The 22,332-nt window shown below is 53.5% G+C and carries 21 protein-coding genes; 1 reads left to right on the top strand and 20 read right to left on the bottom strand.

The window, feature by feature from the left end; all coding sequences use genetic code 11:
• Positions 1–4 precede the first annotated feature (4 nt).
• The 13 genes from P0204_RS20665 to P0204_RS20605 all read right to left on the bottom strand — a co-directional run bounded on the left by P0204_RS20665 (position 5) and on the right by P0204_RS20605 (position 14,433).
• On the bottom strand, positions 5–430 hold the full coding sequence (locus P0204_RS20665) for a ribbon-helix-helix protein, CopG family (RefSeq protein WP_276224496.1): 426 nt from the start codon (positions 428–430) through the stop codon (positions 5–7).
• Entirely contained in the window at positions 427–810 is a 384-nt protein-coding gene (locus P0204_RS20660) for a plasmid mobilization protein (protein WP_276224495.1), read from the bottom strand. Before P0204_RS20660 ends, P0204_RS20665 begins: the two co-directional genes overlap by 4 nt.
• A complete protein-coding gene (locus tag P0204_RS20655) occupies positions 807–4,142 on the bottom strand; it encodes a VirB4 family type IV secretion system protein (protein WP_276224494.1) in 3,336 nt (1,111 codons plus the stop codon). The genes P0204_RS20660 and P0204_RS20655 overlap by 4 nt, the downstream gene beginning before the upstream one ends.
• Positions 4,139–6,781 carry a TrbL/VirB6 family protein gene (locus tag P0204_RS20650; protein WP_276224493.1) on the bottom strand — a complete coding sequence of 881 codons (2,643 nt, stop codon included), beginning with the start codon at positions 6,779–6,781 and terminating at the stop codon, positions 4,139–4,141. Before P0204_RS20650 ends, P0204_RS20655 begins: the two co-directional genes overlap by 4 nt.
• A gap of 107 nt (positions 6,782–6,888) precedes the next feature.
• Positions 6,889–7,728, bottom strand: coding sequence for a hypothetical protein (locus P0204_RS20645; protein WP_276224491.1), 840 nt, complete (start codon positions 7,726–7,728; stop codon positions 6,889–6,891).
• A gap of 22 nt (positions 7,729–7,750) precedes the next feature.
• On the bottom strand, positions 7,751–9,700 hold the full coding sequence (locus tag P0204_RS20640; protein ID WP_276224489.1) for a DUF8186 domain-containing protein: 1,950 nt from the start codon (positions 9,698–9,700) through the stop codon (positions 7,751–7,753).
• Between the two features lie 49 nt (positions 9,701–9,749).
• Complete coding sequence (locus tag P0204_RS20635; protein WP_276224405.1) at positions 9,750–10,241, bottom strand: hypothetical protein; 492 nt, start codon at positions 10,239–10,241, stop codon at positions 9,750–9,752.
• Positions 10,234–10,500: a hypothetical protein gene (locus P0204_RS20630; protein WP_276224403.1), complete on the bottom strand. Its 267-nt coding sequence runs from the start codon at positions 10,498–10,500 to the stop codon at positions 10,234–10,236. Before P0204_RS20630 ends, P0204_RS20635 begins: the two co-directional genes overlap by 8 nt.
• Positions 10,501–10,934: 434 nt before the next feature.
• A complete protein-coding gene (locus P0204_RS20625; protein WP_276224651.1) occupies positions 10,935–11,444 on the bottom strand; it encodes a DUF8154 family protein in 510 nt (169 codons plus the stop codon).
• A complete protein-coding gene (locus P0204_RS20620; protein ID WP_276224649.1) occupies positions 11,437–12,132 on the bottom strand; it encodes a nucleotidyltransferase domain-containing protein in 696 nt (231 codons plus the stop codon). The genes P0204_RS20625 and P0204_RS20620 overlap by 8 nt, the downstream gene beginning before the upstream one ends.
• A gap of 210 nt (positions 12,133–12,342) precedes the next feature.
• Positions 12,343–12,744, bottom strand: coding sequence for a hypothetical protein (locus P0204_RS20615; protein ID WP_276224655.1), 402 nt, complete (start codon positions 12,742–12,744; stop codon positions 12,343–12,345).
• 472 nt (positions 12,745–13,216) lie between these two features.
• Positions 13,217–13,570, bottom strand: coding sequence for a DUF7970 domain-containing protein (locus tag P0204_RS20610; protein WP_276224647.1), 354 nt, complete (start codon positions 13,568–13,570; stop codon positions 13,217–13,219).
• The gene (locus P0204_RS20605) at positions 13,570–14,433 is read right to left on the bottom strand and encodes a ParA family protein (RefSeq protein ID WP_276224646.1); all 864 of its coding nucleotides are present in this window, start codon (positions 14,431–14,433) and stop codon (positions 13,570–13,572) included. The genes P0204_RS20610 and P0204_RS20605 overlap by 1 nt, the downstream gene beginning before the upstream one ends.
• Before the next feature lie 658 nt (positions 14,434–15,091).
• Between P0204_RS20605 and P0204_RS20600 the strand changes: the two genes are divergently transcribed.
• On the top strand, positions 15,092–16,846 hold the full coding sequence (locus tag P0204_RS20600; RefSeq protein ID WP_276224644.1) for a transposase: 1,755 nt from the start codon (positions 15,092–15,094) through the stop codon (positions 16,844–16,846).
• A 532-nt stretch (positions 16,847–17,378) separates the two neighbouring features.
• Here P0204_RS20600 and P0204_RS20595 read toward each other — a convergent pair.
• From P0204_RS20595 to P0204_RS20565, 7 genes are all read right to left on the bottom strand, one after another.
• Positions 17,379–18,278 (bottom strand): hypothetical protein, encoded by a 900-nt coding sequence (locus tag P0204_RS20595; protein WP_276224643.1) that lies wholly within the window; start codon positions 18,276–18,278, stop codon positions 17,379–17,381.
• Between the two features lie 119 nt (positions 18,279–18,397).
• Positions 18,398–18,874: a hypothetical protein gene (locus P0204_RS20590; protein ID WP_276224641.1), complete on the bottom strand. Its 477-nt coding sequence runs from the start codon at positions 18,872–18,874 to the stop codon at positions 18,398–18,400.
• Positions 18,871–19,383, bottom strand: a complete 513-nt coding sequence (locus tag P0204_RS20585; protein WP_276224639.1) for a hypothetical protein — start codon at positions 19,381–19,383, stop codon at positions 18,871–18,873. Before P0204_RS20585 ends, P0204_RS20590 begins: the two co-directional genes overlap by 4 nt.
• 27 nt (positions 19,384–19,410) lie before the next feature.
• The gene (locus tag P0204_RS20580; RefSeq protein WP_276224638.1) at positions 19,411–19,692 is read right to left on the bottom strand and encodes a hypothetical protein; all 282 of its coding nucleotides are present in this window, start codon (positions 19,690–19,692) and stop codon (positions 19,411–19,413) included.
• 14 nt (positions 19,693–19,706) lie between these two features.
• Positions 19,707–20,309, bottom strand: coding sequence for a hypothetical protein (locus P0204_RS20575; protein WP_276224636.1), 603 nt, complete (start codon positions 20,307–20,309; stop codon positions 19,707–19,709).
• Positions 20,310–20,376: 67 nt separating this feature from the next.
• Positions 20,377–21,159: a hypothetical protein gene (locus tag P0204_RS20570; protein WP_276224634.1), complete on the bottom strand. Its 783-nt coding sequence runs from the start codon at positions 21,157–21,159 to the stop codon at positions 20,377–20,379.
• The gene (locus P0204_RS20565; protein WP_276224632.1) at positions 21,156–22,163 is read right to left on the bottom strand and encodes an ATP-binding protein; all 1,008 of its coding nucleotides are present in this window, start codon (positions 22,161–22,163) and stop codon (positions 21,156–21,158) included. Before P0204_RS20565 ends, P0204_RS20570 begins: the two co-directional genes overlap by 4 nt.
• Positions 22,164–22,332: the final 169 nt, after the last annotated feature.

The raw sequence follows: 22,332 nt of genomic DNA, 5'->3' as shown, positions 1-22,332 counted from the left end.
CTGGTTATTCCGCGTCTATCGCTGACCCAGACTGCTCATCAGTCGAATGCCGATCAGCAAGGCGTTCTGAGGCTCGTTCCATTGCTTCTTTTCGCTGAGCAGGCCCGTAATCCTCCTTGAGTAATTCCCACAACGAAATCACGTACATCGTCCGAAGGGCCTGGAGCTGTTCGATCTCCTCACTAGTCTCCGACTCAAGTTCGTCAAGGGTCTCCATTACCTCCTGACGGGCCTGTTCGATTTTCACCTCAAGCCGCTTACTAGGGTTATATCGACTCTCCTCGGATTCCCTGGTCTCTTGCTCAAGATGGGTTTCGAGAGCTTGTGAACAAAACTCCGAAATGCTGAGGCCTGCCTCCTCAGCCCTTCTTTCTATTTTCTCAGCTAATTCATCGGATGGATATACTTGGATTCGATTGTCGCGGGTCATTGGACCTCACCGTCCTTTTTCTGTAGCTTCTTTATACCTTTATCTAACTTATTAGACGCTGATTTCATTGACTCTTTCCGGGTTTCTCGAGAGAATTCACCACTCAGTAGTTCCCATAAGGCAATCCCATAGAGTTGCTCTTGGTCGGTTGAACCACCAAAAATCCGGTCCGCTCTGTTGTTGAGCTCTTCATTGATCTCATCAATCCGGTTTTCGACCCCGATATCGGACATCCGCTTTTGTTGTAGTTCTCGGGCGATTCGTTGTTCAACCGCTTCAAGACAGTATTCAGAGACACTCACCCCACACTGTTGGGCGCGCTGTTCGATCTGCTCTTTCTGTTCCTCGGTTCCATACATCGTGATCTTCTTTCGAGTCATTCTGAAGAGCCTCCAGTATCTGCGGTGGTTGTGTCAGTTGAGCCGCCGTCAGCAACCGCTGTCGCCGTTCCATTCTGTTCGAGCGCCACACGAACCGAATCCATCAGCTCTTCCTGAGAGAGCCCGGACAGCACTTTTTCTGCCTGCTCTGGCTCGAACCCGAACCGCTCGGTCAACTCATGGCGCAGTCCGTGGGCGTAGACGAACTGCTCGAACTCTTTGATCTGTTCTGGCTGGCTATCGACCAGCGCTGCCAGTGCGTCCCGGCCGTGGGCGTCAAGGTCGATCACCCGCTTTTCCTCCCACGAAGTTCGGATCGTCAGCGGGTAGTCTCCGTGTTCGTCGACCCGGACCAGCGCCTGGGAGAAGCCCTGGCCTTCACCGATCGACTCCTTGCCGGCCTCGGCCGTGTTGATGTAGTGCTGTTGCTCGCTCGTGAGTCCGGCCCGGTTCGCCGTCTTCTCGCCCAGGTCCGGCTCGCGATGGTGGACCATGATCGGGCACATCCCCGCAATCTCTTCGGCGACACCCTCGTCGTAGAACTCCTGGAGCGTCTGGGAGAGCATCACCAGCCGGAGCCCGGCGTGGCGCTGGTGGCGGGCGATTTGGTTCAGGAATGCTAGATTCGCATCGTCGTTGAACAGGTAATGGGCTTCGTCGATGATGATCTCGACCTTCTGGTCCATGTTCTTGGCCTGCTGGTAGAGATTGCTCAGCAGCAACTGCATGATGAACGACTGCTTGCCTAGGCCGCTGCCGGATCCCTCGATCTGCTGGAGGTCCAGATAGACCGCCTTGCTGTCGTCTTCGATCAGGTTCAGGTTCGACTCCTCGGAGAGGTTTCCGTAGGTCGAGCCCTGCCGGAACGGGTGTAGTGCCACCGACAGTTCATTGGCGTATTCTCGAATCTTCTGTCGCGAGGACTCGGTGGTTGCACCAGGGAACAGCGACGGGTCCTCCTGAATATCGTCGATCAGGTCCAGGAAGTCCGCCATGCTGGGGGAGTTCTCCGGCGTGTGCGTCGACGGGTCGTCGGGGTCGATGTCGGACTGCTCGAAGATTGCATCGATCAGGAACGTGATCAGCCCCGAGTGCATCTCCAGGTCGATATTCCGGCTCTTCAGGAAGTTCTCGATTACCCCGAAGACCTCGTCTTTCTTCGAGGCGACCGGCTGCATGTCCGGAGACTTTCGCAGGATGTGTTCCGGTGTGGGATGCATTTCACACGGGTTCAGCGGCGTCTCTCCGCTGACCGTGATCGTCTTGGCGTTGAGCATCTTCGCCGACCCACGCATCCCGGCGACGGGGTCGATAAACACCTGCTTGACGTCCGACCGTTTTTTCATCATCCTGATCGATCGGGCCTGAGTCCCGTGGGATTTTCCGCCGCCGGGCATTCCGGTGACCAATTCGGAGTGGCCAGTCTCCAGTTCCCAGGGATCGATCAGCAGCGACGACCCGTTGTGGCCGTGGGTGCCGTATTCGATTCCGTCTTCCATGCGGAGGTAATTCGACGAGAACGGAAACATCGAGCCGAGGGCTTCGCCGGTCATCGCCGACAACCGGCCACGGCCGAGTTCGTTCCCGCCTAGTGGCGAGACAGTGACCATGCCCTGTTCCTGGCGTCGGGTTGCTCGTTTGACCGAGCAGTTCGCCGGGGCGTCCCGCAGGAGGGTTTCCAGCTGGTTGGTCTGTGTTCGCAGTTCTTCTTTCGAGTCGGCGGTAATCCGGACGAAGACGCCGGCCTGGTAGAGCGAGGCTCTGTTGCGCCGGACTAACTGGCGGAGGTATTTTGCCCGGTTGATATCGTCGCGAATGTCCTCGGCTTCGAGTTCGCCCATGTCGTTTTGGACCATCCGCAGCGAGGTGATCCACTCTGACATGACCTGGACTGCATCTTGGGAGTCGTAGGGGTCAACGTGGATGTTCACGTCGGCCCGCAGATCGGTATCCAGCAACAACCGCTCGAAGAGGCCGTTGGTCGGATGCTCTGGGAACGTCTCGATCCAGAAGGTCCGCGCATAGGTCTCGTTCTCGATCAGCGTGTAGTCCGTCTGCCAGTCGATTGCCGTCGGCGCTACGATCGACTGATGCTTCCGACCCGGCTGGGAGACATCCGGTGAAATGTATTCGATTTCTTCGCCAGCTTCCTCGACGTGCTCTAGATCTTCTCTGGCTTCGGTCTCCTTAGCTTCTGTCTCCTCGGTGTCGCCGGCGTCCGCTGGAGCAGTGTCAGCATCATCATCGTCAGCAAGGTCCTCGGCAGTCAGCGCGTCGTTGACGTCGTCGCCGCCGTTGTCCTGGTCGTCCGAGTAACTGATCGGTGAGATGCCGGCCGTCGACGCGAAGTCCGAGTGCGGCCGGGACTCGCAGGCCCAATAGTCCTTGGTAAGCTGTGCGAGGTCAAACGGCGAGACGGCATTCCCACGACAGCGATAGAGGTTGTCGACCGCTCGCGAGACGTTCCCCAGGCGGTCGTTCAGTTTCTTCGCCTTGTACTTCTCGCGCTCGGCGTCAGTGAACGTCTCTGGGGTAAGCTTCGAGACGGCTCTGCCGATTCCGGGAAGGTCTTCGAAGTAGCCCAGCAGCGATGTCGACTCCCGCTCGAGTTCGTCGATGTCGCTGTCGGTGACCGTGATGATGATATAGTATTCCCGCTGCATCTCGGTGGAATCCTGGATTTCGCCGTCATCGTTGGTATAGCGGTTGACCCATTGGGAGAGGACGCCTCGAAGCATGGGGAGGCTCTGGACATCGGGGTCCTGCAAGCGCTCTTCGTGGGCTTCGATATGTGGCCGGTTGCTCACGTTGGTGGTCGTAACGTAGATTTCGGCGGTCCCTTCGAGGGCAGTGACGAGGTCTGTGAGCGAGGAGACGGCATTGGCCCACTGCTTGCCGTCTTCGAGGGCCATGTTTGCCGGGCGAACTTCGACAGCCCCGACGTGGGCACCGTCGATGCGCTCGATTCCGTGGGGCATGATCCGTTTGAGGCGAGTGACATGGCGGGTATCTTGATTGCCGTCGTCGATGGTGTGTTTTTCTTTCTGGACGGCGAATCGCAGTCTCACCATGAGCCACTCGGTCAGTCGGTAGTAGCTGGGTTTGACCTGGAAGAGTGCAAACAGCAAGATTTCGAGGGCGATGACGGCGCCTGTTGCTGGCAGGAACGCACTTGCTGGCACGAAGGGGATGCCTAGGAAGAGGAAATACCCGAAGATCGGGACGACGAACAGGGCGAGTTCTGCTAGGGTATACTCTCCCCAGAACTCGGTTTTGCTTCCGAGGGATTCGTGGATGATGTTCGTGCTGTACTCGGTGTTTGTCTCACTCATGAGTCATCACTCTCGGTAGTTTCCGTCTCGAAGGGGTCTGCGTAGGCTTCACGACCGAGTATGTCGTCGTCGGTCGCGAGTGCTTCGTCGATGGTTTGGCTGGAGTCTGAGCCCACGTCGGTGTCTTCAGTCTCCGAACTGCGGTAGTCGGATTGTTGAGAACTCCGTTCGGTTGCTTCCGGTGCGTCCTGGGTCGTCTCTTGGGACCTGTCGTCGAACCCTTGTTGATACTTTTCGGCATCTGGGTTCGCGACGAGATCCGATGGATCGAGTTCCGATGTTGTGGCTGTCTTCTTCTCTTGAGGGGGCTGATCACCTGGGGAGGTATCTGTGATTTCAGTTGCCGATCGCCCGGGGGTTTCGACCCCTTCGGTGTTGGGAACTTCATCACCAGGCTGGGGTGGATCAGCCGACACTGGTTCCGATCCACTGCGCTCTCCCTGGGGCTCGGAGCCGTGCTCACCAGCAGACGTGCTAGTGTCACTCGATTCGGTTACTACAGACTGGCCGGAGTCCTGGCCCTGGAGATCAGCGAGGGGGTCGGACTGGGTAGTGGTAGTTCGTGGTCCAACTGGAGCAATCCGTTCCGGTTCAACGGGTGAATCGCGGCCGTCATCGCCGTCCCAGCCTTCGGGAACGGCAGGCTCTGGTTCGCTGGTATCTGTCGGCTGGGGACTCTCTGTGGGGACAGCAGCGAGGTCAGCTTCTGACACTTCGATCTCTCCGGGCAGATTGACTGGCCGTACGGTGGCTTTCTTCCCAGGGACGGGGGGCTTTGTGACGGTCGCCCGGCTATCAGCAGCCTCGAATTCATCGGCAGTGATCCGAACTGGATCCCCGGGATTGAACTGGCGGTCAACCTCTGGTCCGGGTTCGTACATCGCAACCTCAGAGGCTTCCAGTGTCATGTCTTCAGATCGCTCACGCGACTCGGGCCGGACTTTGACGTGACCAGGGACGGAGCTGGTGACGACAGCACGTTTATCAGTGTGATCGAAGTCCTCTGAGTCGATTACCACGCGGTCGCCCTGAGAATAGCCCTCTTGTGAAGCGTCGGCTATCTCGGAGCTGCTTTGGCCGGACTCCGTCGCACTGAACCAACCGCTCCCGGTCGAATTAGTGTCGGGAGATTGTTCTGGACCCTCCGCAGATTGACCTGGGGTCTCTTGATCGGTGTTCCTTCCCGAATCTTCGGGGGTGTCGCCGTCGTCCGTATTGGGGGTTTCACTGCCGCCACTCTCTGTCGGTTCCTCATCAGGAGAACTACCAGAGAGATCTCCAGATAGCTCCCCCTCATCAGATGTACTATTGGAGCTGTCCCCAGGTGACGAACTGTTGCTACCCGATGGTGTCTCTTCATCTTGTGCTCCAGAGCTTTTATTCTGGGACCCGATCTGTGGTGGTTGTTTGGAGGACATTGCCCGGTGAAGCTGGTATGCTTCCATCCCCCCGGTCTGCCCCTTTGCAGCCTTTTGTGCTCCACTGGCTGCTGCACCGGCAGCAGGACCTCCGACAGCGTACGAGGCTGCAACGGAAGTTGTCGCCAGCATTGCGCCACCAATCTTCGCAGGCTTTGCAGCAAGCTTACTGCTCTTTTTTACCATGACCAGCTGGGCTTTGACCGCGATAAACAAAGCGAGGATATCGACATAGGCCCCAACCTCGGCTGGTAGCCCCCAATTGCCCCCTATAACACTGAGGCGGACCAACATTGCGGCTGGGAGGCCACCAGCTATGAGGCCTGGATATGCTCCCGCAATCCTTTTTGAGAGTCCAGCAAAGCGATTTAATGGCCATACCTCTAGCGCCCAGAAGACCGCCAAAACAGGCATAAAGATCGTCAGGAGGAATATCCCGGCCCAGCGCCCAAGTGCGGTGAATATAACTTTGAGGTATATGTATATGACAATTCCAGATACAAATAAGAACTGACCAAGACCCTTCTTATTATTTAACGCTAGGTTGACACCTTCGAGAATAAATGTTTCAACCGTTGTAAGGCTGGTTCCCCCTCCAGCTCCGTTAGCGATCACAATTCCCACTTCATTGAGAAACTGAGTTGCGAGCGAGGCCATCGGCAACCAGAAAAAAATCGACAAAAATGCAAAGAAAATCCTCCGAGTGAGTTTCTTTCGGACTCCTGGATCTATCGCATTATATCGGAGTCCAACGAATGCGAGAACAATTATTAGAATCCCGATCGCTAAACCCAAGGAATACTGCCAATACAGATCGTTTATCAGCGCCTTCCACGGCGAATTTGTAGCACTCATATATGCGATATTGATCCCACTCCCAGCGCCTTCGGGACCGGGTGTACCAACCAATGTCTTCAACATTCCAGTAAGTAATCTTTCAATTTCTTTTATAATACCAGTGAGAATACCGGTGAATAAACCTCCAACGCCATTTGATACCCCTTCGGAAAGGTATGTTGCATTCGTGAGTGACCCGTTCGGGAGAAAGCCCGATTGGGGGACTCCGCCACCCGGGGGTGCAGATACCGAAGCAGATGTTGACAGATTTGAATTTGAGACCAACGCCTCAGCTATCGACGAGTTGCTGGGTTGTGATGCTATTTCAGCTGATTGAACCGTTGATGAATTGATCCCAGCAGTGGTAGCCGACTCGGTAGTCACGCCACTCTCTCCAGTGGCCGCTGTGACACTGGTATCTGAGCTTGTAAGTTCGGCTAGCGCATCCGGTGAGTCGTCTGTGTACCGTCCTGTAGTCCCCTCTATCATTGTTACCCCTGATCAGTTTCTGTCGGAGTTTCAGTCCTCGGAGGAGCTGTTTCTGCTTCACCGGCTAACGAAGTCTGGCAACCATCGCTTTTATTTTCCTGATTGTAGGACACTGGAATTTTCAGACCCAAATCCTCGGCAAACGCCATCGAAATTGAGATCCTTTCATCGTGTGTCTCTCCCGAAAGATCCTCACATAGTCGGACATTAAGAAATTCTTTATCAATAAGGAGATGTTCCGAATTTTTTGGGATAATTTGTTCTAATGGGTAGTAAGTTTCCATCCAGTCGGTGCCCCGAGTCCCACCTGAATAGCGGTGCCTGACCTGTTTTAGTAAGGCCGGCTTGTTTGTCGGGTTTTCTACAAGAATCCCAATGTGGGGATCATATTTGCTAAGATCTTCATGTTCGCCAGGGGCCAGTACCTGTTTGAATTTGATTTCCGGCTTGTAACGCAGTGGTGTCTTTGTCTTTCCCTTGTTGCTAATGAGGATGACCTCAGTATCGTTTGGCGAGATACTACCGGCACTGTTTCCAGTGAATGGATCTGCGCCAATGATTGAAAGACGAGCCTTGGTTTCTCCTTCTGCCAGGCGTACCGAATCAAATAATTCACCATCAGAAATTAGATTTATTTTCCGTATCCCGTGTCCCTCGCGGAGAGTGATATCTAGCCAGATATCTGAACCAAGCGTCGCTTCGGTTGGGGTGTTATACTCGATTTTCCTGATTTCTTCAACTTCCGTTGGGCTTGGAGTGGCCGTTGAATCTGGTGATGACGATCCAGAGCCACCGATACAGCCAGCTAGAGCGGTCATCCCACTCCCGGTGAGGCTGAGCATGGTTCGACGGTCGATACGTGGGTCAGTCTGCGAATTCGTGTTGTGAGTCATTGGAATACAGTCCGATGAGTCGTCCGTTTGTCAATACATCTGCGAGGTATAGCATCCCCAGCAGCGGTCCAAACCATAGCAATGTCACCACTGCCAGTTCGATCAAGCGTTTGAACGGTGGGAGCCCTGTTCCAACGCGCAGGGTCGTCCTAGTTTTCCCCATCGCCGCGACAACCGGCCCAAGGCGTATGTACTGATCCCACCACGGCTCCGGTGGGATATACAGCATCTCGAACTCCCGAATGTTTGTCTGAGGGATTCTAACGACGATGGTGCCGCTGGCGTACGTGTTTATGACTGTCGCAGGGGACCGGGGAGCGCCACCGGTTGTGTATGCGTGAGTTATATTAATGCCAGTTCTCGCACCTGGCTGCCCAGGATCAAGAATCAGCGTCCCTTTTTTAACCGGCTGGTCGGTGGGCGACAGAATTGAGATCTCGAACTCTGTCCCTTTCTTGCTCCGGTTCGTTACCTTGGCAGTCAGGTTAGCCGGGTGGACCACAGTGGGATTCCGAAGCCGGGCCGATTGCTGGCTTCCGCGGACAATCCCCTTCACCATGATATCTTGGTACTTGTATGGGTTGTTCGAGCCAGCGTCCCGAACTTCGACTCGTTTGGTCCTCCTGTATTCTTCAGATACGTCTATGTTTACTGTCTGTGAGGTGTTGACAGGACCAGACGTGTTTGGCCCGGTCGCTTTTGCGACGCGGAACTCTCGGTTGCTCCGGGTGTAGCCCCGGCTCCCATCGAGGAATGTGCGATCCGCTCCCCGCTTTTCCTCTCGTAATCCGCTTGTTGGAGCGCTTTTTATTGGGACAGCGTGAACTTGTAGCGGCCGGATCTCATTGAACGGCGGCCCACCTGGTTTGCTCCGTGGGCTCGTCGACTTCGACCAGTGTTCCCATCCAGGCGGGCTCCGAGTGTAAAAGAACCACCGGCTGTGAACAGTCCGGTCGATGGTTGTGAACTTGATGTTTTGCCACATCCGGGGGACATTCACAACGGCGCCTGTGCTGTTACGATGGACAGCTGTCTCTCCATACACTGTCGTTCCGTTCAGCCGCTGAGTCCTCACTCGCCGCGTATCTGAGATATCCTGGGTCACAACCTGCTTCGAGGTTTTGACCGTCCCATTGGCGCTGAACGTCGTCGTCTTTTGCAGAGCCACATCGACTGTCCCGTTGACTTTTAGGGTCGAGTTCCCGGTAGTGTTCGTGAACTGGAACGTCGGCTTTGTCGTCGAGGAGACGGAGTCCTCGATTGAGCCGTTGATCCATAATTCCGGATCTTCGATTTCAGCGTCCAAGACGGTCCATATGACGGTCCGTGTTGGCTTGATGACCGGCGGAGGGGTCTCGACACGATAGTTCGCAATCGCCTTCACTGACCCATTTGACCGAACGTACTGCGTTGTGTTATTGCTGTGATGAACGACGGTGGAAGGGGTCACCCGGACTATCTCAATGTAGGCGTCTCTGATCGATCCGTTGGATTTCAGCTTTGCACGGTCTGGATAGACCGAGATTCGTTTTCCCAGCGAGTTGTACCGCTTCAACTCCTGGTTGTTCCACCCACTCATGTCGGGCGGGGAGGGAAACCAGATATCGTCTTGGCAGGCGGTCGCTCCCCGGAAGCTGGCAGGCCCTCGGATCTGGCTCCGGCTGATGTTCGGATTCGTATAATCCATGTCACCGGACCAGTACATGCGGAACTGTGTCTCGTTGAGTGAGTGAACCCGCGAGGGGAGTTTCGTCGCGTTCGGATGTTTCGTGGGCGAAGAGGACCCGTTGAAGCAGTCGACCTGTCGGTACTCACTGCCGAGATCGTGGGATATCTCACTATTGACAGCCGCGTCGCTGGCTGTCTGGGATGCCGAACCGGCGGCGGCCGGACCGACTATCGCAGCGAGGGAGAGGACCAACAGACCGATTTTGAGCACAGGGGACATGGGGACGAGGCAGTATCCGGGATTAGTATGGCATCACACAGCTGGAGAAGCCAAAGCCGATCGTACTGCCGACCTTGTCGACGAGTTCGGGAGCGACAATCGCGAGGGCAACGATCCCGAAGCCGGTGGCGGTCAGGATCAGATCGGACCGGGCCTTGTTTTTCTTGTTCGGGTTCCCCGAGGATCGCATGTATGAGAGGCCCGAACGGCCCATGAAGAACATCGTCGCTGGGAGTCCCAGGCCGGCGATCGCGCCGAAGATGAGTCCGATTCCGTCGGCAACTGGAGTTGAACAGAATACACTCCCGATCGTCGAGGTGTTCGCTGCGACGACGGGCATCACGTAGAGGGAGGCTTGGCCTCCCAAGAGCATCCAGAGAAACCCGGCCTGTGCTGTGACGTGGGCGAGTGGATCTTGGAGGGTTGCTTCGGCGTGGGTTTTGGCCTGCGATCGCAGTGTCTTGAAAAGCGGTTCGTCGGCGGGGGTATCAGGATCAGTAGTATCGTCAGTCATTGGTAACTGTGGTAGGTGTCTCAGACGTGTCGGTGTCCGGAATGGCCTGTCTACTCAGCATCCATCGGATGAACTCCTTCTGATAATCGTGGAGTGTGATGCCAGACGATGGGTCAGGCAGATGTTCTTCGGGAATCTGGTCGTTTGGAATGACTTCTTCGTCGAGCTTTTGCCGGACAAATCCCGAGATGTTGAAGCTCTCGGCGTTCTCTTCGAACTCCTTCTGATAGTCTCGGAGTTGGATGATCTTTTGTTCCATCGCTCTCCGTCGAAATGTACCTACCTCACCGAATAAAAATTCACGGATAGTAGATCAAATTTAATGGGGTACAATTCAGGGAATACTATGTATTCCTGAATTGTTGGGGTGGGGGGTGATAGCGGCACATATTATGGTAACATCTGGAACTATTTCTGGGTGCTTTGACGACGTACTGGAACACTCGAAAGAGGGGGTAGAATTGTGAACCCACAAGAGGGGCTACTCACTCATCATCGAAGATATCGGAGTTGTCTTGGGCAAGCTCGCTGGCTTCGATGTGGGCATCGAGAGTGTCTGAGGGGCGACGTGAATCCCAGGGTGTTAGCAGGCATTTCTGGCTGTTACGAGTGCTGGCGGGCTAGTAACTCCACTACACAGTAGTCACGTAGTGGATGAAGATCGCGAAAATATGGTTTGAACCCTATAGACAGTCAGCCACACAAACAGACTCCACCCTCTCGAATCTGATCTACCACGAATTGATGGACAGCAGTGGCGAGTTCGGTCATTGCTCTTGCTTGTTCTTTGGTTGGTCGACCGCCGCCGTAGTAACTCTCTGTCCGGTTTTCGCTGTAGAGGTCTTTCATTTCCTCTGCAGTCTGTTTCTCGAAGAGCCCGATTTGATGGGCGCGCTGATAACTGAACTGGTGATCCTGAAAATCTTGGAGCGTATCGTTCGTCATTGAGAGCGCATACGCCTCAATAGACCGTTCAATGGCCCCGAAACAGACCTCGATAACAGCGGTGTAGTACCCGTCTTGTGATTGGAGTGTATCGACAACTTCGAGAAGGCGACACGCTTTCGTCAGCTGTGTCTCCCAGTCTGCATCAGCGCTAATTCCTTCTTCAAACTCCGTTCGACCGCGTCCAACCATTTCGAAGGCATCCTGCGCACGCTCGAGTGCTTCGAGCACAGCTGCGGGGTCCGAACCGCTACTCATCGTCGCCACCTTCCTCTAAGAGGAGGTTTTCGACCGTTTGGAAGTCGTTCGTCTGGTAGACCGGAATGCCAGAAACGATAATTTCCCGGATGTCCTCTGTATAGGCCGGAATCGCTTGGACAGCCTCAACATCGATGTCGTAGGCGTATCGGTTCCCATCGAATTTTTTCTCTTCGAGATCACGGGCAACAGCATTTGCTTCCCGTTGGCTTTCGGCTCGCCCGGAGCGTGTGAGTACCCAGAGGTCGATATCGCTTCGTCTGTCAGCGTCTCCCCTGGCAACGCTGCCATACAGGATGATACCGACGACGTCACTGATATTCTCACGAAGCTTCGTGACAGCGGCTTTGACCGGCTGGTGATACTCTGCTTGCGGAATTCGGAGGATCGGATCGTCTGGGACTGAGAGGCGTTGTCTGTTGATTTGGACGAGTCGCTGGTTGCTCTCGGAAGACTCGACGACCAGATCATTCGCACTGAGAACGTCCACTGCCCGCCGGACGGTCTGAGGTGAATGGTCGACCTGCGCCGCAAGTTCTCGGAGCGAGAAGTCACTAAGTCTGTGATTAGTTAAAAATAGGAGAATATCGCTTGTCGCTTTGTGTTTGAATAAACTCGGATCTGAAGGAGGTATTGAAAGCGAAATAGATGTCCCCGAGTTATCTGTGTTTACCGTCTCGTGGCTCATGTGCCGTTACACGAATCACTACTATAAATAGATTATATGTATTGACGCCTATTCTTAATAAGTGAACCTGGATTCGTGTCTCGTTTCTTGGCCGGTCACTGATTCGATGGTGGTCTAGGGTGTCATAGAACGATTCCCAAGGTGTTGTTTGCACCCACGATTAGGTGAATCAGCTATTAGAATGACTGTGCGAACTGATCAGGGGATGATTTATTCGATGTCGATGTTCTGCTGCTGTTCTTCTTCGAGCCGTTGACAGCCGAAAACTAACGAACCGGGGATACTGGTTGCTTCTGTGTGGAGCGCGTCGAATACCACTGCGGCTTCCTCGAACTGCGGGCCGCGGGCGGCAACGAACGGCTCTGTCTCCCACGTAATGAAGCCCATCTCTGCTAACATCGGCAGGTGAGCGTGATGTAATTGCTGACGAAGTGTTTCCGTGTTCGGTGGAACGTTGGGATTGACTGCACTCTCTGGCAACGGGACTGATTGGTCTGCCGGGGCGTCTAATAAGGAGACAATGATCTGACGACGGGGTTCTGACGAGAGAGCTCTGAAGACGGAATCCCAGTTGTCGATGACCTGTTCCCCGTTATATCGACGGTTTGACATCATACGATTGATTATAAATTGGCCCCGAGGGCGTATAAATGGGGTCACATGTGAGAAACTGGGTGACAGAGCGCTAACGAGATGTCGGGTATAGATACCACCTGCATCAAACGGTAAGTCTCTCGCCTGTATCGACCGATTCTCCCTGCGACGATTAGCAGGGTGTGAGAACGGTTCTATGACACCCTCCGGCGGTCGCCTATAGTCTCGATACAGGTACGACGACATTGTTGGAGATTCACCGTTAACCTCAGATGCGAGCGGGAGAGTCACAGGATTTCCCCTGGGGAAGCGGCCTCATGAGGTGGTTGCAGCTTTCGTGTTTCCCCGAGGGCGGCGACTCACTCCAACCCACAGCACATTATTGATCTAATGTGCAGTACAAACTGAATTGCCTGAATACGCCTGAAAGTACACGATACAATCCCTCAGTCGCCCGTTTCTGATATGATAAACTATATATCGCGATATATTATCTCTCCGCCTCGATCAGGTCAGCAAGCTCCTCAATATGATTTCCAGCTAATCGGGCGAGGGCGTCGTGTTTCTCCCGCTTTGGGACATCTCTCAAGCCCCGATTTCGGAGCTCCAGATCCAGTTCCGCCAGTGCATCACCCAACTCATCGAGGGAAGACGGTCGAGCGTATATCGCTTCTTGCTTTGTATCGTCAAAGCTGAACGCCGGGCCACCTGATGGCTCTGTCTCAGTACTCGTTCCCGTCGAGGTAGTAGTCTCGGTTGTGTCGCTCTGGGTAGAGTCAGAGCTTGAGTCAGTATCTTCGTTATCCTGCTCATCCAGAGCATCGTTGAGGTCGTCGAAGGCCATCAGCGCTGCACCTCCCCAGCCTCCACAATCTGAGCGAGTTCATCATAGCACGTCAATTGATCACACGTCGAGTCGTGGTCACGCAGCGGGAGACCTGCATCGTTCGCATTATCGATTGCCCCCCGGTGTCGGATTCCTGGGAGAGCACCGTCATAGTCGCCGTTGTCAACAGCATCCCAGTCATCCTCGGAGAGATACGCATAGTTCGGAACATGACGAGCGACTGCGTCGCGCGTAGTCAACTCGCGCAGGAGACGGCGGTCCCGAGTATCCTGGTCGATGCGATCCGAGAGATCCGTTGGTGTAACAGCGAGAATATCCAGGTCAAAGTACTCTCGTGCCTCCATTACGAGTCGCTGAATCGTATTCGTCAATCCACTCTCGTAGCCATTCTCTGGCCGAAGTGGAATGATGATGTTCCCAGTTGCGTACATCGCATTGTCGTTGAGTTTCCCCCGGTTCGCTGGACAGTCGATAATGATGTACTCGTAGTCTGATTCGAGGACTTCGTCGACCAGATTTTCTTTCAATCGCGTTGTCCCCATCGTGGCTTCCTTGAGACCCGACTGGACATCCTCCAACGCGACGTGTGCTGGGAACAGGTCTAAGCCATCAACCACGTCAACGGTGTACTGATGTGGATCGGCCCCATCAAGTAGTACTTCGGCCGCGTGGTTTGTTTCAGCGCTATAGGCTTCCTCGTGACCGAGGTTAAGCGTCATGTGGCCGTTGTCGTCGAGATCGATCAGGAGCGTTCGATCGTTGCGGTGAGCCAGCTCCCGACCGAGGTTGACTGCTGTCGTGGTCTTTCCGAACCCGCCTTTTAAAACGCCGACAGCTACCGCCCGTGAGGTACCTGACATAGCTAACTCATCTACCTAAGGTAACTTAGCTGTGTTGGGTAAGGTAGATAATCTACCTAAGGTGAATATTTTAGGTAAGGTGGGTCAGCTAAGGTACCTAAGGTAAAGATTGTAGCTGATCTACCTATGCTAACTAATCCAAATATTGTAGGAGGCTAAAGGGTCAACTCGTTCTGGCAGTACTTCTTGTGGTAGCTGCAATTGAATAGTAATGTATCTTATCTCTCTAAAGGTAGCACACACCCGGTAGTGTGCCAGTAGCGAGACTTTCCTCTGGGAGCGGTGTGGAGTGCAAATCTTGTACGCGCCTTCGTTCACCCGGTGAAGCCATGCCAGGCCGAGTAGGTACGTCTATTGGAGTAAACGTAAGCACTTGAGAAAGGGCGAGAATCACTCGTATTTGGTCTCCTGAGAGCCTACAAAGGTGGATTTTTAGTTTTTGGAATACCGATGTATCATATATCGCTATACCATTTTCTACACATTTCGGCCACGTTTTCGGGATCTCGATTTCTACCAACCACTAGCTTGGTGATACTTTGATTGGACAGCAGTACCGTGTGACGAGACAGCTATGAATTCGATAAGAATCTGGAACAGTCGATTTGGCGACTAATGTGACGACTTGAAACCGCTCGCTGCCGCGCTCGAAACTACGATGAGTTCTAACCGATTGACGGCAGTCGATGACGACGCCCCCGCGCTCGCGGGGGCGGTCGTCTATCACGCTGGGGAAGTCTGTGAATCAGTGGATCATCTCTGGCGTGTCCTTGGAGAGGTATCGATTCCAGTTGACGGACTCACCGACGACCGCCAGCAACACAAGGTCGCAAACGGCACTGAACCGATGGCTCGGGTGTATCTCTATCAGGAGATCTACGACCTCGCCCAGAGCGAGGTCGCAGATCGCCTCGAAAACCGACCATCACTCCTGAAAACACTTGAATTGGAGAAGGCACCGAGCCAGCAATCACTCTCGTACGCGTGGGAGCAGTTCGGCGAACAGACCAAACGGACGCTTAACGCCGCAGCTACGGGTATCGCACAAGAAGCCGTTGATCATGGCGTCGTGTTGGAAGCACGGGTTCCGATTATCCCAGATGAAGACGATATCGAGGAGAACGATGATGAACCGACCGTAACACGCGAGCACGTTCGAAAGCAGGGGAACAAGATCGTCGAGCTCGCCCGAAGGCACGCCTTCGGCGAGTTCGACTCTCACAGAGCCGATAACAAAGTCTACGAGGACGAACAGATCCTCGATCTGTTCGCCTCGGCATGCCTCACCCAAGGAAGCGCCCATTCTGAAGGCGAAGCTGGCTGGTTTCTCGACGAGAACGACACCTGTGACGATTCGACGTTCCTCCGTGTAATCAAGCAGTTCGCAATGTCGGCTGATCAGGAGGTCTCTATCCCACTCCAAGAGCAACAAATCGAGGATATCGTCGCGTTCACCGAGGTGTTCCGCGAGTATCTCATGGACGCGTTCGATACTGCCACCGAGAACATCCTCCAGACGATACGTTACGAAGATCCATTCGACGACCGCCACGTGGTGGCGGCCGTCGATTTCACGCACGTCCCCTATCACGTCTGGCCGTGGATCGACAAGGACGAACAGATCCCAAAGTCGACGTACCCGCCCATGGTGAGCGGGTACGTCGACGACGGTGAGTTGAAACACGGCTACACGTTCGCGACGATCACAATCGTCGGGAACGACGTTCCGATCATCCTTGGGATTGAGGGCGTCAAGGAACATTCAGACTGGGAACCAGTCGACGCCCCAGCTGACTCGAAAGCAGACGTCGTAGCGCGTCTGCTTTCGAGAGCCCGGCGGTACGTTGATCTCGACGAGATTCTGCTAGATCGTGGCTTCTACACGAGAAACGTCCGTGCAGAGATCAACGGTCGTGGCTTGCTGTACACGATGCCAGTACCGAAGTACGAGCCGGATTACGAGGCCATTGAGAAAATCGAGAGCAAAGACGGGGTAGACGCGGCCGTCAACCACGGCGTCCCCGTCGGGATAGACGGGGACGTCGATCATACTGCAGAATATCTGTACGTTCCAGCCACCAGTGACGACGCTGAAGGCAAGTACGCCGTATTCGTGACCAACCGCGATCACGTCGATCCCGACGAGATCGCTCACGTGACGAACAGCTATAGCCGTCGCTGGGACATCGAAAACCAGTACAAGTCGGTGAAAGCGTACCTCCCCAAGACCTCCTCAACAGACTACCGAGTGCGGTTGTTCAACTTCACGTTCGCAGCGCTACTGTACAATCTGTGGCGACTCACCGACTTTCTGGTGAAAGTCGGCATAGAGCGAGAAATCAGGTCGCCGCCAATCGTGACCGCCAGGACGTTCGTCCGGGCGGTCGGGAACTTTCTCCGGAAAGCCGGGTGAGAAGGTGATGCAACACCTGTCGCTCGCCTGCGGCAAGCCGCAGGACTCGCGGTCTGAGTACGATATCGGTTGTTCTCTCTCAATTGGTCCGTGACTTCCCGCCAATCCACGACCAATGCATAGCATCACCGTGAGAACATCTCAAACTCCGTTTGATTCGACAGATACTGGTTTGTAGACGCTCTATATCCCGAAAACGTGTTCGGCACGTATTCGCAACCCGGTTTCAATCGACCAATAGCTAGCTGAAACGTAGTTTAGGCGGCAGTACCGTGTGACGAGACAGCTATGTAGTATGTGTTAAAAGAAGTATTCGATGAGAACGATATCGTGGTCCCAGCCATATTCTCTTTGGTATAATAGACGAAACACCATCTTCATCTCATAGATCGTTAAGCCAGAGTATAATCTCCTCTCGTGGGTTCGAAACAACGATGGTGGACATGTCGATGACCCCATGAGCGAGATAGACAGCCTCTTCATTCACTCAACCGCCGACGCTAACGAGCAAAGCCGAGTGGATCATTTGAACTCATCGACGACGGTCTCGCTGTAGGGATTCCTCTGCTTTCTCAAGACCATCCTGTACATCTTCTTCTGTAACTTGTCGTTGGGAGCCTGTCTTAGATTCACTTCCTGAACCGATTGAAGAAGATATCGCGGTGAATATAATGGCAAAAGCCATTAAAACAAGAGCCACAAACCCAGACAGAATTCCTACACCATCAGAACCAAAATTAGAATCGCCCGCGTTTGCTGACTCTTCTTGATATTCGATTCTAAATTCATCCCATAGGGCAGCCTCTCCAGAATACACTTCCAGTTCAAGGTTTGTACCAAAAATATCAGACTCGATTTCAGCTGTCCCCCTTTGAGAACCATTAAGATAGTACACACACTCAACAGATTCCTGGTTCTTTTCGAAAACAGCTCTAAAATTAGTCCACTCGTCTAGCTCAAAACTGCCAAGGTCAATATCATTAATACCTGAACTGAAATTACCATCAGGATCCCCGAATAATGATAAAAGGTTTTTTTCTTGCGAGTTGTAATTTATAGTAGCAATTGCTGATTCAGCATAGTATCTACTTGAGATGAGGGCAACAGAAAAAGAAATCTGGAAAGCACCAGAATCGGGTATTTCAATCGGATCCGCAGTGCTTGTGCCGCCGCGGCCAGTTCTCAACATATATTGCCCTTCAGCCACAGCAGGGTCCTCAACAACTGCAGGTAGCGTATTTGGCCCTGTCCCTACTGATGTGAATTTAGATGTTTCACCGGACTCAAAATCTTCATAGAACAGTATATCTGATTGAAGATTTGCTTGAGGAGATATCTGGTTACCGGCGCTTATGGATGCTACAGATGCCCCAACCGACGAAACAAAATGTCGCCGAGAAGTCTCAAGGGATGTATCTACTTTTGCGTCCACAAAGTGTTATTTTGAGTTACATACTTATTTTTTTACCATCTTGGGCCTAACTCTGTCGGGTTCAGAGTTGATAAATCCCCTGAGAAACTGAGACTCTGGTGGTTTTCGGGGTCGCCTAGCTACCGCAGGTGGCCGATGTCCACGTTGACACCGGGTCCACCAAACGAACCGACGCCGAAACCGTCGCTATCTGGCGTGTTGAAGACGTTCTGACCGTCGATTACTGGGAGGATAAAAGCCTTGTAACCATCGTTGGTTCCGTAATACGCAACCTCCTCTTGGACCGTCTCGCGTGCGGGCGATGTAAGCTCGTAAAATCCGCTATTATATGATATGTCAAGTACCCATTCGTCAACGATGCGATGCTGCTGGTCAACAATTACGAACCACACCTCGTCAAGCCGCTCCTGGTCAAGTCCCATCTCAAAGATGTTCTCTAAGATATCACGGTTGTTCTCAAGGAAGTCATGTTTGACATCTGACTCCAGCCTAATCAAAGAATACAGCTGCGCAATTTGGTTCTGTACCAGGGTCTTCGAGTGGGCTTTCGTCGTTTGCTTGGTGTTCGTTCCGGTGTTGCTAGAGTTACGTGTCATAGAATGTGTTCGTACCAGGTGAGGTCGCACTGTCGGTCTTTATCTTGAACGTCGGCAGATTCCGGTGGGCTGCGAGGAGTTGTCTTTACCCATCCGTCGATGGAAGGAGGCGCTTGTCCGAGGTCGTTTTCACTCGCGATGCCGAGCAAAACCCGATACTCGGTAGACGACGGAAACGGGTTGAGACCTTGCAACTGCTTCATCGCATCTTTTCGAGATTGGTCGAAGTCCGATTCTTGTCCTTTTTCGAGGTCATCTGCAGATACCCACTCGAACAAGAGGTCGGCCCACTCAATCGCGGTGTTAATGTCTTCTTGGTCAACTACCTCGATTCGGACTACCTGTAGATGTCGCGTAGCAATATATGTATATAAGGCGCTATCGAGTTCTTCTCTTTTGTTCGATATTTGCTCAGTTTCTATGCCACGCGAGTGAGCAAAAGAAATCAAGAATCCCACCGTTTGGGTGACGACGAAGTTTTGGTTCTCTGGGTTCGCGAACACCCTCACTGTGGGATAATTCCATGACATCCTCGGTTAAGAGGTCTCCTCAGTCTCTGGCGTTCCACCACTACCCCCACTGCTACTTCCAGTCACCTGATCGTCTATCTCGCCGAGATCCATGACGCCACCCTCGCGGGTCATCCGGTCGGCGTCCGCGAGGTTTTGGATAGTCGGTGGGCTCTCAGTGTATTCGTAGCCGAGTTGCTCGATTGCGTCAACGACTTCGTCGCCCTTTTGATACACATCGTTCGGATGCGCGCCGTCGATTTCGACTTCGTGCTCGTCGCCGTCGATGGTGAATTTGACTGTTGGCATTACGTGGGGCCTCCTTAGCGAATCCACAGACTAGCGTCAGCGTTGACTGCTCCGGCCCGAATCGCACTACCATCCTCGTCATCCCCGAGATTTTTTTTACTCAGGTGGTCAGTCGACCGAGCTGTCGTCGACGACCAACCTTTGACATCCGGTTTCGGTTGGCCAAGGTCGTTCTCTGACACACACCAGATGAGGATTCGATAGTTTACATTAGATGGGAGTGAGTCGAGATCCTGTAACTGACTCATTACATCCTTTCGATACTGATTGAAGTCTCTATCTTGTAGTTTTTTGATTTCATCGTCCGAGAGATTGTCTGGATCCTTCACGTCGAAGGTAAGGTCGAACCGCTCGATAGCCTCGTCATCTTTCCCAGCACCTTCTTCGTAAACCTCGATCGATACCCTCCGCAAGTGTCTCGTGTTAAGATATGTGTATAACGCGCTCTCTAATTCCTCTCGTTTGTTCGAGATCCGATCAGTCCCCAAACCACGCGCTTGAGCATAATCGAACAGGAATCCAACCGTGGAGTTGACCACGAAGTTCGCAGTTTCCGTCCACACTTTATGCGTGACCTTTGCGTTGACATCCGTATGAACTCCCGATTTACTCGCCATAAGTTACTTCCTCCAAATTGTTCGCCTTTGATTCAACTCGATTTGAGAGATGGTGGTGCAGCACATCTCAAGCCGCCCTCCGTTCAACTTGCCAGTATACGGTCCCTCCGTCGTATGATCCAGGGTCGGCACTATTGTCGATAGCTGTCGAGTACTTTTTATCCTCGTACAGACCAATTTCAGCGTCATATACGTCGTGCGACTGCTTTAGATCCGTGACGACGAACCCCATTGTCTGGTCATGTGGTAACTCAGTGGTGTCCTCCTGGCCTTCTGGCCCGATGAGTGTGAGGGTGACAGGCTCAGTGTCAGTAGACGGCTTATCGCGGCCCTTGGTCTCGCCCTCTCCGTCGGTTGGATTCTCTTCCGCCGGCCCTGGATCGGTTATCTCCTCTTTTGGCTCCGGCACTATGCTCTCTACTTTGACGTTCCCGGTTGTAGCCGAAAGGTCGATGTCGCGATTCATCAGGCAGTAAATCGTCAACTCGTCCCCGTCATCGAGGATGGGAAGCGCGTCCGGGCTCGGGACTGTGAGATCCCGCTCGTCGCCGAGTTCGTACGTGATGTCGACGCGAATCACCCCCTCGTTACCGGTGACGACAATCGCATCAAGTGCCTGCCCGTTTGCAATCGAGAACCACCAGTCCTCGTCGAGGGGATCAGACAGCAGCGCCGTCTCGACATCGTTAGCGTCCCGTCCCGCCGCCTCGACGGTACTCGTGATGAGTTCCGCGACCTCCTCCTGCAGGAGACGATACGGTTGGGCTTCCAATTGGTCGTACAGTGCGGTGCGATTGTCGACGATTGTGTCGACACCGATATCGGTGGATTCGGCTGTTCCATTGCTCATTCGGTAGCTCCCTCCTGGTCGTTGTCGTTGCTTGCGTCGTTAGGTTGGTCAGGCGTTACTCCGAGCTGGATGTAATCATTGCCGGCGTTGTCGAGCATCTCCCGTTTGTGTTTGAACTCGCGAAGCAGTTGGTCGATTGAGAGTGTCGCCGGATCCCGAACCGTCGATGTCTCTCTGGCCAGAGCTGAGAGGACACTCTTTCGCATCCGTCGGCCGGAGAAGCCGTCCGAAAGCCTGACCAGCGTCTCTATATGTTCGTCCGTTGGCGACAGTTGCGTCTCGAATGCCTCCTCGAGGCTGGTGAAGATGTCTTCAAGTATCTGGCGCCGGTGTTTCGGCTCCGGATTCCCGATATAAATCTGCTCGTCTGTGCGGTCCACAAATGCACTGTCAACGGCGCCTGGTTGGTTCGATGTCGCGATGACATAGATATTGTCGAGGTCAGATAACGCGTCTAGACAATCAAGGGCAGTGTTGACCGCGCGGATAGCGTCCATCGGGTCGGTGTCACCGAGCAACCCTCGATTCGCGAATAGTGACTCAACCTCGTCGAGCAGGACAACTTGGTAGGTGTGACCACGCTGGCCACCCTTTATCACCCGGTCAAACGCCTCCTCAACGAGTTTCGGCGTATCGCCGTGGTCACTCGAAAATAGATTCCTAACCTCAATCTGCTTGAACACGACGCGCTCAAGTCCAAGCGCTTCGCGGTCGATTTCCTCGGCGAGTTTGTACGCCGCGCCCTTTGCGAGCGTTGTTTTCCCCGTCCCAGGCGGTCCTGATAGCAATACCGCACCGTGTCGGCTTAACGTCATCTGATCAAACGATGCCGCTTGTAATTGTTGTTCCAGTAAACCGTAGTTGATCAGCTTCTCTTTGTCCTTCTCGTTAATATATATTCTATCCCATTTCTCCTTCCAGTCAACTTCTGAGAGATCATACCGGCGTACGAATTCTGCCCCCGATATGTCCTCGTCTTCAGTGCCTGTTGCCCGACGAGCCATATTGCTTAACAAGTATTGACATCAATTAATATCTTAGGGTGCCAATTTGAGCGAAAAACTCTACAACTCGGAAAGTGATCTAAATTCCGTATCGTGGCCCATACATAAATATACATATTTGAGGGGTAGACATCACTCAGATTCAATTAAAACAAACCCAAATATAAAA

The sequence above is a fragment of the Haloarcula halophila genome (genome assembly GCF_029278565.1).
GTDB classification, from domain to species: Archaea; Halobacteriota; Halobacteria; order Halobacteriales; family Haloarculaceae; genus Haloarcula; species Haloarcula halophila.
The sequence above is the reverse complement of the archived record's forward strand: the minus strand, read 5'-3'. Positions and strand labels throughout refer to the sequence as shown.

Excerpts from the sequence above, each read along its gene's own strand:
- P0204_RS20665 (WP_276224496.1), bottom strand. The coding sequence starts at position 430 with ATGACCCGCGACAATCGAATCCAAGTATATCCATCCGATGAATTAGCT.
- P0204_RS20660 (WP_276224495.1), bottom strand. The coding sequence starts at position 810 with ATGACTCGAAAGAAGATCACGATGTATGGAACCGAGGAACAGAAAGAG.
- P0204_RS20655 (WP_276224494.1), bottom strand. The coding sequence starts at position 4,142 with ATGAGTGAGACAAACACCGAGTACAGCACGAACATCATCCACGAATCC.
- P0204_RS20645 (WP_276224491.1), bottom strand. The coding sequence starts at position 7,728 with ATGCTCAGCCTCACCGGGAGTGGGATGACCGCTCTAGCTGGCTGTATC.
- P0204_RS20635 (WP_276224405.1), bottom strand. The coding sequence starts at position 10,241 with ATGACTGACGATACTACTGATCCTGATACCCCCGCCGACGAACCGCTT.
- P0204_RS20630 (WP_276224403.1), bottom strand. The coding sequence starts at position 10,500 with ATGGAACAAAAGATCATCCAACTCCGAGACTATCAGAAGGAGTTCGAA.
- P0204_RS20625 (WP_276224651.1), bottom strand. The coding sequence starts at position 11,444 with ATGAGTAGCGGTTCGGACCCCGCAGCTGTGCTCGAAGCACTCGAGCGT.
- P0204_RS20620 (WP_276224649.1), bottom strand. The coding sequence starts at position 12,132 with ATGAGCCACGAGACGGTAAACACAGATAACTCGGGGACATCTATTTCG.
- P0204_RS20615 (WP_276224655.1), bottom strand. The coding sequence starts at position 12,744 with ATGTCAAACCGTCGATATAACGGGGAACAGGTCATCGACAACTGGGAT.
- P0204_RS20610 (WP_276224647.1), bottom strand. The coding sequence starts at position 13,570 with ATGGCCTTCGACGACCTCAACGATGCTCTGGATGAGCAGGATAACGAA.
- P0204_RS20605 (WP_276224646.1), bottom strand. The coding sequence starts at position 14,433 with ATGTCAGGTACCTCACGGGCGGTAGCTGTCGGCGTTTTAAAAGGCGGG.
- P0204_RS20600 (WP_276224644.1), top strand. The coding sequence starts at position 15,092 with ATGAGTTCTAACCGATTGACGGCAGTCGATGACGACGCCCCCGCGCTC.
- P0204_RS20590 (WP_276224641.1), bottom strand. The coding sequence starts at position 18,874 with ATGACACGTAACTCTAGCAACACCGGAACGAACACCAAGCAAACGACG.
- P0204_RS20580 (WP_276224638.1), bottom strand. The coding sequence starts at position 19,692 with ATGCCAACAGTCAAATTCACCATCGACGGCGACGAGCACGAAGTCGAA.
- P0204_RS20575 (WP_276224636.1), bottom strand. The coding sequence starts at position 20,309 with ATGGCGAGTAAATCGGGAGTTCATACGGATGTCAACGCAAAGGTCACG.
- P0204_RS20570 (WP_276224634.1), bottom strand. The coding sequence starts at position 21,159 with ATGAGCAATGGAACAGCCGAATCCACCGATATCGGTGTCGACACAATC.
- P0204_RS20565 (WP_276224632.1), bottom strand. The coding sequence starts at position 22,163 with ATGGCTCGTCGGGCAACAGGCACTGAAGACGAGGACATATCGGGGGCA.